At 61.7% G+C, this 13,876-nt stretch carries 2 protein-coding genes; both read right to left on the bottom strand.

The annotated features are described in order from the left end of the window. Positions 1-301 precede the first annotated feature (301 nt). Positions 302-3,439: an amino acid adenylation domain-containing protein gene (locus CFII64_RS02750; protein ID WP_020289234.1), complete on the bottom strand. Its 3,138-nt coding sequence runs from the start codon at positions 3,437-3,439 to the stop codon at positions 302-304. Further along, entirely contained in the window at positions 3,436-13,701 is a 10,266-nt protein-coding gene (locus tag CFII64_RS02745; protein WP_020289233.1) for a non-ribosomal peptide synthetase, read from the bottom strand. The genes CFII64_RS02750 and CFII64_RS02745 overlap by 4 nt, the downstream gene beginning before the upstream one ends. Positions 13,702-13,876 lie beyond the last annotated feature (175 nt).

The following is a 13,876-nucleotide window of genomic DNA, read 5'->3' as shown; positions in this document are numbered from 1 at the left end:
CGTTAGCCTCAAGGCGCCGTGTTTGCTGCACAAAGACACGCGACCAGGAATGAAGCGGGCAGCGGAAACGGTATCGAGTTTTGAATGAACGAACAGGAAAGTGAAAATTTAGTGAAATGAATAAACTTTTCACATTTCCGACTATTTCCCGTTGGAGCGAGGCTTGCCCGCGAATTGGCCGTAGGAGCGACTTTAGTCGCGAAAGCGTCGATTGAGCTCCCGGCTAAAGCCGGTCCTACAGCAAACCGCGTCGATTGAGCTCCCGGCTAAAGCCGGTCCTACAGCAAACCGAGCGTTCTACTCAAGCCCCTTGCCGGGCCCTTTCCAGCATCTGCGCTTTCTCTTCCGGGGTCATGCTGTCCAGTTTCAGACGTGCCTGAGCGATTTTCTCCAGCTGGCCCGGACTCGCCTCCCGTTCGCGCAATACCAGGGCCAGCGCCGCCGGGGTTGGATGATCAAAGACGATGCCCGGCTGAACTTCGCATTGCAGCAGTTTGCGAATACCGGCCACCAGTTTGACCACCAGCAGCGAATGGCCGCCGGCCGCGAAAAAGTCCTGATCAACGCTCAAGGTGTCCTTCCCCAACAACTGCGCCATGCGCGAAGCCAGCAGTTGTTCCAATCCATCGCGCGGCGCCAGATAGGCGTGCGCGGGTTCGCTGGTTTCAAGTCGCAACAATGCCTGGCGATCCACTTTGCCATTGCCCAGACGCGGCATACGTTCCAGCAGTTGCATACGCCCGGGCACCATGACGCCGGGCAAACGCAGCGCCAGCCCGGCCTTCAGCACTTCGCTCGAAACGCCCTGCCCCGCCACGATAAAGGCCACCGGCTCTGCGCACGACGGGTCGAGCAACACCACGGCTTCGCTGACTTCAGCCAGTTGCAGCAACTGCCCTTCGATTTCCGCCAATTCGATACGGAAGCCGCGCACCTTCACTTGCTGATCCTTGCGCCCATAAAGCTCGATGCTGCCATCGGCACGATAACGGGCCAGATCGCCGCTGCGGTACAACCGCTCGCCGGCTGCAAACGGATTGGCGATGAACACCTGATCGTCAGCCGCCGCGTTCAGATAGCCCCGCGCCAATTGCTGGCCGCCGATATACAACTCACCCAAATCGCCACCCGCCACCAACTGCTGCCGCGCATCGAGGATGTACACCTGATTGTTGGGCAGCACCTGGCTGAGCGGGATAGCGGACTGCTGCGCATCGGCGCGGATGATGGGATGGACCATGACGCCGACCGTGGCTTCCGTCGGGCCGTAATGATTGAACAACCGGCAATCGGGACGAATCTGCAAAATCCGCTCGGCCAGACTGCTTGCAATCGCCTCGCCACCCAGCACCAGCGTCGCCGGCAGGCTGGGGCGCTCGACATCCAGCAAAGCACTCAGATGCGACGGCACGATTTTCAGGCAATCGATGCGCTGCGCCTCGATAAAGCTCGCAAATTCCTGTGCATCCTGCATCACCTGATCACCGCAAATATGCAGGGTGGCGCCATTGAACAGCGCACCGTATAGGGTGGTATTACCCAGATCTGCTGCCACCGTGGAACCCAAGGCGAAATGCTTACAGCCATCAAGACCCAATTGGTGCGTTACGCCCGCCGTGTAGTTGAGCAATTGCCGATGCTCGATCACTACGCCCTTGGGCGTTCCGGTTGAGCCGGAAGTGAACAACACGTAGGCCGCATCAGCGCCACTCAGCTCAAGTTCGATCAGCTCCGGCGACTCAACCGTCATCAGGTCAGCGGCGTCCTCAATCACCAGACTCGCGCCCGCCTGTTCGACGATCAACTGCCGGCGCGCCAGCGGCCAGACTGGATCAAGCGGCAGATAAGCAGCACCCGCGCGCCACACAGCCAGAATGGCCAGTACCTGATTCATGGACCGTGGCAGCGTCAGGGCCACGATCGATCCGCGAGTGATGCCTTGGGCGACAAAACCGGCGGCCACCTGGCGAACCTGAACCTCAAGCTCGGCATACGTCAGGCGCTGCCCTTCGGCCTCAAGCGCAACGGCGTCCGGGGTTTGCTGCGCCCAGCGCGCAATGATCACCGGCAACAAACCCTGATCGGGCAGGTTAAGCGGTGCCGGATTGATCGCCAGCAATGCCGCCCGCTCCTGCGCGCTCGACAGATTGAGCTGAGCCATGGGCGTCGCCGCGTTGTGCGGTTCGGCAATGCTTTGCAGCAACACCCGGTACTGATTCAGCAAGCGCTGCACGGTGTTTGCCGCGTGCCGCTCCGGCAGAAAATCCAGGCGTACGCTGCTGGCTTTCTGATTCTGATCAAGCAGCACGTTCAGCACCAATTCGAACTGCGGCGCAGTTTCCGGCAGCTCGGCGGGCGTCCAGCTCAAGCCCGCAGCAGTTTGCTTTCGAGCCGATCCACGCACGGCAAAGCCGTAGGCCGACGTGACCACTGACGCCGGCAGGTATTCCTGCCAGGTGCTGTGATCTTCCAGCTGCGCGCCAATGCCAGCGAGCCAGACACTGAACGGCTGGCTCATGTCGGGGGCGAACGTCAGCGGCAGGTGCTTCTCGAACAGGCCGAGGCTTTCAGTGAAGAATTCATAATCCCGGCGCGCATCGTGACGCCAGGTGCCAACGAACGCTTCGCGACCGCTGATCCGACCCAACAGCAGCCACCATGCGGCCTGCAACAGGCTTTCCAGTGGACGAGCCTGATGTGCGGCTAGCGCATCGAGACGGGTCAACAGCTCAGGATCGATTGCAGACTCAAGACTCTGGATCGGCGCACGAGCTACTGTTCCTCGGCGCCGCTCCGGCAGATCCGGAGCCGTGGTTGCCTGAGAATTCAGCTGCGCCTGCCAATAGCTTTTGGCAGTCCCGGCGTCTTCGTCGAGCACCACTTCGCTGCGCCACTCCAGGTATTGCGCAAACTGCGCCTGTTCCTCGCCTTCGTCTGCCGATTGTGTGCTGTGGGCCGTCAGCAAATCCCGGAACAGGATCTTCAGGCTTTCCTGATCCACCAGAAACTTGCCCACGCCCAGCACCAGTTGCCAGGCCTGCGCATCCCGGCGCTGCAACAGCGCTTCGGCGAACCGGCCGGTGGCCAGTTGCAGCGGCCGCGCATACCACTGCGTCAGGCGTTGCTCGATGAGCTGCGCCGACTGGGCCTGCTCATCCACCGTCAAGGCAAAGTCCAGCCGACCCGCGCCCGGAAACTGGCGCAGGCCGTGGTAACCCGGCACTGATCGCAATTCAGTGGCCAGTACCGGCTGACGCTTCACGCACTCATCCAGAGCCCGTTGCAGATGCTGCGGGTCCAGCGGTCCGTCAATGTCGATGCGCAGAAAATACGCGGACTCGCCCCAATTGGCGCCGTTTTGCACGCATTCAAGCTCGGTCAGCTGTTGCGCCAGCAAGGCATGGCCCAGGTCGGTGATCACTTCGTCGTGCGTATTCATGCGTCAGTCCCTTGTGGTTCCATGACCGGTTTTGGCGTTTGTTGCAGTGCGCTGCGCTCGACCATATCGCCCATGGCCACGACAATTTTGCGCGGCCCCTCGAACGGGTCGCGGGCGTGGGCCGCAAGCATGTTGTCGAGCAGGATCACATCGCCCTTGCGCCAGTCGAAGCGCACCGCGCATTGCTCGTACAGCTCGCCCAACTGACGCATCACGTCGTCTTCGATAGGCGAGCCATCGCCGTAATAAACGTGGCGCGGCATGCGCTGGGCGCCGAACAAGCCGAGCAAATCGTCGCGTACGTCCGGGTCCAGGCAATAGATGTGGTGCAGCTGCACCTGGTTGAAGAAGCTTTTCTCGCCGGTGATCGGGTGCTCGATGATCGCCGGGCATGGGGTGCGAATCTGTAGCTCGTCGTGGTCCAGCCATTCCCATTGAATGCCCGCCAACTGACAACGGGCCTCGACTTCGGCGCGGCTGTCGGTCTTGAAGAAGTGCTGCCACGACACATCGAGTTTGTCGGCGAAGGTGCGCACGTACAGCAAGCCCTTGCTTTCGAATTTTTCGCGCAGCGCAACCGGCAGCGAGCGATACATCAAGCGGCAGTCCACCACGGGCGTGGCGCCGCCCACCGGCGACGGTTGCTCGCAGAAAAACAACTGCTTGCGCGGCCAACGATCCTGATGGGCGCTTTCGTTGTGGAACAGGATCATTTTCTTTTCCGGGTACGGCGTGGAGCGATAGGTGTTCTTGCCGCCTTCTTTCTTGGGCAAGTCGCCATATTGTCCGTACAACCCCGGCTGCACCGCCTCGGCAAAGGCTTCGAAATCCTCAATGTCGTGCAGCTGGAAACCCCGGAACAGAATGCCCGCATGATGACCGAGCTTTTGTTCGATCAAGGGCCGATTGACCTTGACCCATTCGATCAGGTCCAGGCCCGGGTCAGTGGGTTCCACCAGCAACGGAAACGGCTGGCCGGGCACGATCAGCGACTCGCGAAACAACGGCGCCGCGCTGGTAGCCTTGCTTGGTTTTTTCAGGAAAGAACCCAGTTTGTCGGCCTTGGAGCGGGCCGGTGAAGCGGCATTTGTTCCAGCAGGTTGGGTTGCACTATGGATGGGCACGCTGATATCCCTCAATCTGATGTCTGGGTCACGCACGATGAGTTGGAGAATCTCCAGCCAGCTGTCGAGCAGGTGCTGGATACGCTCGGGCTTGAACAGGTCGCTCGCAAATTGCCAGGTGCCTTGCAACTGGCCGGCGCTCTGGTCGATAAACAGCGCCATGTCGAACTTCGAATAACCACCGGGATCAGGCAAGACTTCCACGGCGACGCCTTCGATGCTGGCGCTGTGCACAGGCAGGTTGTTCATCACGAACAACACCTGCACCAGCGGATTGACGCCTTTGTGGCGCGGCGTTCCCGCTGCTTCGGCGATCATGTCCAGCGGCAGGTCCTGATGTTCGAAGGCACTCAATGCGGTTTCCTGAGTGGCGGCGAGGAAATTTGAAAATGGCTGATCGGCAGCGAAACGCGAGCGCAATGGCAGGATGTTGACGAAGAAGCCGATCAGGCCTTCCAGCTCGGGTTGCTGACGCCCGGCCACATCCGCGCCGATCAGCAGGTCGTCGGCGTCGGTGCATTGATGCAGCAACACCTGAAACGCCGCGAGCAGCGTGCTGTACAACGTCACGCCGGCGCGCTGCGCCACTAGATTCAGCGCAGCGCTCAATGACGGCGGCAGGTTGAATTGCAGGTTCGCACCGGCATACGACGCAGTGGCTGGACGCGGGAAATCCATATGCAACGGCAACAAACCGGAACTGCCCGCCAGCGCTTGCTGCCAGTAATCGGCCTGCTCGCGCAGAGCACCGCTGCGCTCCAGCGCCAGTTGCCAGCGTGCATAGTCGGAATATTGCACCGGCAACGGTTGCAACGCCGACAACGCGCCCTGCTCCAGCGCCGAATAGTTGTGCACCAGCTCGTTGACCAGCACCGCCATGGACCAGCCGTCAGAGATGATGTGGTGCATCGAATACAGCAGCACATGTTCGGTTGCCGATACGCGCAACACTTGCGCACGCAGTAACGGCGCCTGCTCCAGGCTGATGGGCAGACGTGTGTTGTCCGCTACCGCCAACGCAACGCGGGTCTGTTGCTCTACAGGCGAAAGATGGCTGATGTCGAGCAGCGGCATATCCACGGCAATCTGTGCCGATACCAGGGCAATCGGGTCGCCTTCGTCATCGGCCAGATACGCCGTGCGCAGGATTTCGTGGCGCTGGATCACCGCTGCCAGACTGGCGCGCAATGATTCGATATTCAGCGCACCGCGCAGACGCAGCGCTAACGGCATGCCGTACGCGCCACTGCCGGAGCCAAACTGCTCGGCCACCCACAAACGCCGTTGCGCCAGGGACAACGGCGCAGTGGCTTGCTCCCCTGCGGCGACCAACGCCAGCGTCTTGCCGGGAGCACCCTCGGCTTGCCCGGCCAGCCGCGCAGCAAACGCCTGCAACTGCGGCTCGGCGAACAGATCCCGCAGGCCAACCGGCAACGCCAGCCGCTGCTTAAGCCGCGCCACCACCTGAGTTGCCAGCAACGAGTGACCGCCGAGCTCGAAGAAGTTGTCGCTCAAGCCAACCCGCTCCAGCTTCAGTACGTCCTGCCAAACCGCAGCGATGTGTAGCTCAAGCGCGGTCTGGGGCGCGACGTAACCTTGCGCCGCTTCGCTGGCGTCCGGCATCGGCAAGGCCTTGCGATCCAGCTTGCCGTTCGGTGTCAGCGGCAAGCGTTCAAGGAATACCCAATGGGTCGGCACCATGTAATCGGGCAGCGTCTGTTTGAGGCTGGCCTTGAGTGTTTCACGGTCATTCGCGCCGCTCAGGTAAGCCACCAATTGCTGGCTACCGGCGATTTCCCGCGCCAGCACCGCCACGTCGCGCACGCCCGTCTGCTGCAAGAGTTGCGCTTCGATCTCGCCCAGCTCAATGCGGAAACCGCGAATCTTCACCTGATGATCGATGCGGCCCAGATATTCGATCACCCCGTCCGGGCGATAACGCGCCAAATCGCCGGTGCGATACAAGCGCTCGCCCGCCGCGCCGAATGGATCAGGCAGGAAGCGCTCGGCGGTCAAACCCGGACGCTGGAAATAACCCCGCGCCAGCCCACGGCCGGCAATCAACAGCTCGCCCGCCACACCGACTGGCGCCAGCTCGCCGTTGGCCGCGAGGATATACAACGCAGTGTTGTCGATGGCGGTGCCCAGCCAGGGCTGCGGGTCTTCGCCGAGCAACCGATGCTGCGCCGACCAGATGGTGGTTTCGGTCGGCCCGTACAAATTCCAGACCTCGCCCAACCCGGCCATGCGCAGCGCCAGCTCATCAGCCAAAGCCTCGCCGCCACAGAGTAATTTACAGCCGCGCAACGCGCTGGCCTGCGGGCTGTCCAGCACCATGCGCCAGGTTGACGGGGTGGCTTGCAGCGCTGTGACCTGCTGATCGGCAACGAGTTTGAGGATGCCGTCCGCGTCCAGGGTCGTGTCTTTATCCACCAGCACCACGCGGGCACCGACGATCAGCGGCAGATAAAGCTCCAGGCCGAAAATGTCGAAGGAAAATGTCGTCAGGGACAGCATGCGATCCTCGCCTGTCAGACCGGGATTTTTAGCCATGCTCCACAGGAAATTGCTCAGTGCGCCGTGGGGCACCATTACGCCCTTGGGCTTGCCGGTGGAACCCGAGGTGTAGATGGCGTAAGCCAGGTTTTCCGGGGCACAGCGCTGTGGCGGATTGACGGCATTGGGCGGGTTATCAGCCAATTCGACGACCAGCGTTTCGACATCGGCGGGGATCGGCAACTGCGCCAGCAAATGACGTTGGGTCAGCAGCAATTTCAAGCCGCTGTCCTGCACCATGTACGCCAGCCGATCCTCCGGATAAGCCGGGTCCAACGGCACATAAGCCGCACCCGCCTTGAGGATCGCCAACAGACCGACGATCATTTCCAGACCACGCTCCACCGCAATACCCACCAGCCCATCCGGCCCGACACCCCGTGCGATCAAGCTGTGAGCCAGCTGATTGGCCTGGGCGTTGAGCTGTTGATAACTCAGTTGCTGCGCGCCGAACACCAGCGCCACAGCATCGGGCGTGCGCTGCGCCTGTTGTTCGATCAATTGCGGCACCGGCGTGCGCGCAACCTCAACGCAGGGCGGATTGAGTGCGAGAATGGCCCGCGCTTCATCCGCAGCCAGCATGGCCAGCTCACCGATGGCCAGTTGTGGCTGCTCCAGCATGCCCAGCAGCAGCGCCGCCAGGTGTCGACTCAACTGTTCGACGCTGGCCTGGGCAAAGTGCCGCAGGTCATAGCTGAAATGCACATCCAGGGTTTCGCCCAAGCCTACCGCCAACGTCAGCGGGTAATGGGTTTGCTCATGATTGAGCAGCTCGCCGAACTGCAAACCGTGCGGCGCGCTGCGTTTCAGCACTTCAGAGACCGGATAGTTTTCGAAGACCATGATCGTGTCGAACAACGCCGCGCCGCCCTGCCCGGCCCAACGCTGGATATCGAACAACGGCGTATGTTCGTGCTCGCGCAATGCCAGATTCTGCGTCTGCACCGCTTGCAGCCATTGGCTGACCGGCTGCTCACTGCGCGGGCTGGCGATCACCGGCAAGGTGTTGATGAACAGACCGATGTGCTGCTCGATGCCGTCGATGTCTGCCGGACGTCCGGCAACCGTGGCGCCGAAGGTCACGCAGTCCTGACCGGTATAACGCTGCAACAGCAGCAGCCAGGCCGCCTGAATCAGCGTGTTGACGGTGACTTTCTGTTGCCGGGCGAACTCGCTCAAGCGTTGGCTCTGACTGGCATCGAAGCGCTGATAAAGGTCGCCGTAACCCTTGGCCTGCGCAGGCTTTGCCGCAATCATGGCCGGCGCCAGCAAAGTCGGCGCCTGCAAGACGGCCAGCTGCTCGGTCCAGAATCCCTGGCTGAGCCCGGCATCCTGACGTTGCAGCCAGGCGATGTAATCCCGATAACGCCCGACCTGCCGCTGCGGCGCTGGTCCTTGGTAGCGCTGCAAGACCTCGCCCAACAGCTGCGAATTACTCCAGCCATCCATGAGAATGTGGTGGCTGGTGTAAATCAGTTCATGGCGATCATCGGCGGTACGCACCAGCAACAGGCGCAGCAAGGGCGCCTGGCTGAGATCGAAACCCCGGTCGCGTTCGTCCTGGGCCAGGGCTTGCAGTGCGGCGTGTTGATCGCTTTCCTCACGCCAGTCCAGCACGCTAAATGGCACCTCGACATTCCTGAAGACCACCTGAAGCGGTTGCTCCAGTTCAAGGTTGTCCGGGCTTACGCCTTCGGGGACAAGTCCCCTCCTACCGGGTTTTGTACCCGTCCGGGCTTGTCCGGGAGCCTCGACAATAAAACCGCTGCGCAGGACATCGTGACAATCCACAACTGCCTGCCATGCCGCGCGAAAGCGCTGGCTATCCAGCCCGCCAATCGACAACCGAATCTGATTGATGTAATCCCCACCGCTCTGCTCCAGCAGGCTGTGGAACAACATGCCCTGCTGCATGGGTGCCAGCGGGTAAATATCTTCGACGCTACTGGCTGCAAGTGGCAGGGCATCCAGTTGTTTTTGGCTCAGGCGCGCCAATGGGAAATCCGAGGGCGTCATGCCCTGATTGACGCCGGCAGCGCAGTGTTCGATCAGCGCCGTCAGCTCACGGGAGTAATCATCCACCAGGCGCTGGATGGTGGCGTCATGGAACATTTCGTGACTGAAATTCCAGTCGAGCTGCAATTCCCCGCCGGACACCTGACCTTCGATGCTCAGCCAGTTCGCCAGCGGCGCGTGTTCGCTTTGCCCCAGGCCACTGCCTTCCCTGGCAGGCATGAACGACGCGCCCTCGTCGAACTGCTGATCGAACTGGCCCAGATAATTGAAAGTGATACGCGGTTGCGGCGCATCTGCCAGAGACGGGTTGCGCGCCAGATAACGCAGCACGCCATAACCGACGCCTTTATTCGGCACGCCGCGCAGTTGCTCTTTGATGGCCTTGATCGAATCGCCGAGATCGACAGAGGGCATCAGCAGCATTGGATACAGACTGGTAAACCAGCCAACGCTGCGGGTCAGGTCGATGTCGTCGAACAACTGTTCCCGGCCATGGCCTTCCAGTTGAATCAGGGTTGAGGTGTGGCCGGTCCAGTTGCCGATCACCCGGCTCAAAACGCTCAGCAGCAAATCGTTGACCTGGGTGCGATAAGCCGCTGGCGCCTCTTGCAGCAACTGGCGGGTGCGCTGCGGGTCCAGACGCAGGCTGATGCGCCGCGCCACGGCATTGGTTTGGCCGCCGTGTGGATTGTCGCAAGGCAGGTCTGGCGCGGCGTGTTGCCGCTGGCCCTGCCAATACGGCAGCTCAGCCTGCAGCGCCGGGCTTGAGGCGTATTCGGCAAGCCGCGCCGCCCACTGTTGATAGGCGCTGGTTTTGTACGCAGCAGGCAACTCCTGCCCGGCTTGCGCCCGAGCATAAGCCTGTTGCAGATCGTCAAGCAGGACGCGCCAGGAAACCCCATCCACCACCAGGTGATGGATCACCAGCAGTAAACGCTGGCTGCCATCGGCCATGTCCACCAGCAGTGCGCGCAACAATGGCCCGCGACTCAGGTTCAGGCTGGTCTGCGCGGCGTTGCAGAGCTCGCGCAAATGCTCGGCGTCAGTCGCCGTGCGTTGCCAAAGCTCCACGGGCTGCGCTTCGGCGTGCCATTGCTGCCAGCCCTGCGCAGTGTTGAGGGTGAAACGCAGGCGCAACGCATCGTGTTGTTGAGTCAGCCAGTCCAGCGCGCGCTGTAACGCCGGGCTATCCACGACTAGTTGGGGCGTCAGCAACACCGCTTGATTCCAGTGCTGACGTTCCGGGATGGGCTGCTGGAAAAACCACTGCTGAATCGGCGTCAGCAATGCCGGACCCGTCACCGTTTGTTGAGTGAGCAACCGCGGCGTTTCCTCCCGGGCGACTTCGGCAAGGCTGCGCAAGGTCTGATACTGGAACAGATCCCGCGGCGTCAGCGTCAGACCGGCCTGCCGCGCGCGGCTGACCACCTGAATCGAGACGATGGAATCGCCGCCCAGCTCAAAGAAATTGTCATCGAGCCCGACCTGATTAACGCCCAACACGTGCTGCCAGATTTGCGCCAAGGCCCGCTCCTTGACGGTGCCGGGCGCGGTGAAGCGCTGCGCCTGAACCGCATCCGGTTGTGGCAGCGCTTTGCGATCCAGCTTGCCATTGGGCGTGGTCGGCAACTGATCGAGCTGCACGAACAGATTCGGCACCATGTATTCCGGCAGCGTCAGCAGCACGTGATCCTTGAGCTGCTGATTGAGCATCGCCGGGTCTTCGGGCGCGACATCCGGCACCACGTACGCCAGCAAGGTCTTGCCGTCGTGAACCAGCACCACCGCGTCCTTGATCCCTGCATGGCTGAGTAAGCGCGCTTCGATCTCGCCCAGTTCGATGCGAAAACCACGCAGTTTCACCTGATGATCGATGCGCCCGACGTACTCGATCACGCCATCCGGGCGATAGCGGGTCAGGTCGCCGGTGCGATACAGACGCTCGCCATTGGCTGCAAAGGGATCGGGCACAAAGCGTTCCGCCGTAAGCCCGGGCCGCTCAAGATAGCCTCGGGTAATCCCGGCGCCCGCCAGATACAACTCGGCAGCGACACCCACCGGTGCCGGTTGCAGATCAACGTCGAGCATATAGCTGCGAGTACCGCGCAAAGGTCGGCCGATGTTGGCGCTGCCACCCACTTCGCGGCGGGTCCAGGTGGAATACGTGGTGTCTTCCGACGGGCCGTACAGATCGTAAACGTGCTCAATGGTCTGCTGCTGATACAGCGCCTCGACCAGCGATTGCTTGAGCGGCTCGCCAGCCAGATTGATGATGCGCACGCTGTCCGGAATCTCGCCGTTGCGTTGCAGCGCCGCGACCGCCGATGGCACGCTGTTGATCAAACGCACCTGGTTACACGCAGGCAGCTGCGGCAACTCCAGCGCAGTACGCGCCAGCACGATGAAACCGCCGCTGGCCAGGGTGACGAAAATCTCCCAGACCGAAAGATCAAAGCACACCGAGGTCGAGGCCAGTACGCCCTGCATATCCTCCTGGCGGTAAACCTGCTGCGACCAGTTGATCAGCGCCGCGACGTTGCCATGGGTAATCGCCACGCCTTTGGGTTTGCCCGTCGAGCCCGAGGTGTAAATCACGTAGGCCAGATTCTGCGCCGACACGCTCGATTGCGGCGCGCCTTGGGGATAATTCGCCAGCCATCCGGCATGATCCAGCAACACCACGGCCGCCTGAGTCTGCGGCAAACCCGCCATGACCGCGCTTTCCGTCAGCAGCACCTGCGCCTGGCTGTCTTGCAGCATGTAGGCGACGCGCTCGGCGGGGTATTCCGGGTCCAGCGGCACATAAGTGCCGCCGGCCTTGAGCACCGCCAGCAAGGCGACGATCAAACCATCGCTGCGCGCCATGGCCACGCCGACCCGCACTTCCGGGCCAACCCCAAGCTCGATCAGCTTGTGTGCCAGCTGATTGGCACGGATGTCGAGTTGCCGATACGTCAGGCGCTGCTCGCCATGGATCAGCGCCACGCTGTCCGGCATCGCCGCGACCTGTTGGGCGATCAGCTGATGAATGCAGCGCTCCGGCTGTTGCAACTCAGCCGTGGGATTCCAGGCATGGATCAGGGTTTGATATTCAGCCGGGTCGAGCATCGACAACTCGCCGACGCATTGCCGAGGATCGCTGACGATGGCCCGCAGCAGGTTGGTCCAATGCCGAGCCATTCGTTCGATGGTCGCGGGCTCGAACAGATCGCTGGCGTAGGTCAGCGCCGCTTGCAGCTTGCCGGCTTTCTCCCAGGTGTCGAGGGTCAGGTCAAACTGCGTGGTGCGGCCCTGATTTTCCACCAGCCCGAGAGTCAGACCGCAAGCCGTGGTGATCGAACTGATGTCGGCGACGTGCGGCTGATGGTTGTACATCACCTGAAATAAAGGCGTATGACTGAGGCTGCGTTCCAGCTTGAGTGCTTCGACCAGACGCTCGAACGGCAAGTCCTGATGCGCCTGGGCACTCAATGCAGTTTCCTTGATGCCCTGCAGCAAATCGCTGACCCGAGTCTGGCCGTCCAGCTGGCAACGCAGGACCTGGGTGTTGACGAAAAAGCCGATCAACCCCTCGATTTCGCTGCGATTGCGGTTGGCAATGGGCACGCCGACGCGAATATCGCGCTGGCCGCTGTAGCGATGCAGCAGCACATTGAACGAGCCGAGCAACAGCATGAACAAGGTGACGTTGTGCTGCTGGGCCAGGCTGCGCAGCTGTTCCACCAGTTGCCCGTCCACAGCAAACTCGTGACGCACGCCACGATAGCTGGCAACCGCAGGCCGGGAGTGATCGGTGGGCAATTCCAGCAGCGGGTGTTCGTCCCCCAGCTGCGCCTGCCAATATTCCAGCTGCCGCGCCTGCTCGCCGGCTTCCAGCCAGCGCCGCTGCCACAAGGCGTAGTCGCTGTACTGGATCGGCAAGTCGGCCATCTGCGGCGCGCGGCCTTGCTGATGGGCGTCGTAGAAACGGGTGAACTCGTCGATCAACACGTTCATCGACCAGCCGTCGGAGACGATGTGGTGCAGGGTCAACAGCAGCACGTGTTCCTGAGCGCCAAGTTTGAGCAGCTTGACCCGCAGCAACGGCCCGCGAGCCAGATCAAAAGGTTGAGTCGCCTGCTGCTGCGCCTGTTCCAGCACCCTGGCTTCGCGCTCGACGGCGGGCAACTCGCTGAAGTCCTCACGCTCGATAACCAGCGCGGCCACGCACGGCACCTGGCGCAGGCTGTCATCGGCCTGGCGCTCAAACACCGTGCGCAGGGTTTCGTGCCGCTGAATCAGACTGGCGAACGCTTGCTCGCAGGCTGCTTCGTCCAGCTGGCCGCTCAGCCGCACCGCGCCCGGCAAGTTATACGCCGCGCCCTGTGGGTCCAGTTGCCAGAGAAACCACATGCGCTGCTGGGCGTAAGACAATGCATCGCGGTCTTCAGCCGCCACGCCCTGCGGGATCGGAAACACCGAAAAATCGATCCCTTCGCGGCGCAAACCATCGAGAAACAGCTGGCGTTTCTGCAACGGCAACTCGATGAAGCGGCGGGCGAGTTTCAGGGAATCTTGTGCATTCATCAGCAGGCATCCGTCCAAAGAAGAGTGGGAGCCACGGGCTCGACCAGTCCTCAGAAAACGGATGGCATGGGGCAAAAATTAGCTGATTGGGGCCTGTAGACACTGTCTTGATCCTCAACACACAACTCGTAGATCCCGTAGGACCGGCTTTAGCCGGGAGCAAGCAGGTACATTC

Origin of the sequence: Pseudomonas sp. CFII64 (assembly GCF_000416235.1) — a bacterium.
Lineage (GTDB): Bacteria > Pseudomonadota > Gammaproteobacteria > Pseudomonadales > Pseudomonadaceae > Aquipseudomonas.
This window is presented reverse-complemented; position numbering and strand designations above follow the sequence as displayed.

Bases quoted from the DNA above. Each gene is read 5' to 3' on its own strand.
- CFII64_RS02750 (WP_020289234.1), bottom strand. From the start codon at position 3,439: ATGAATACGCACGACGAAGTGATCACCGACCTGGGCCATGCCTTGCTG.
- CFII64_RS02745 (WP_020289233.1), bottom strand. From the start codon at position 13,701: ATGAATGCACAAGATTCCCTGAAACTCGCCCGCCGCTTCATCGAGTTG.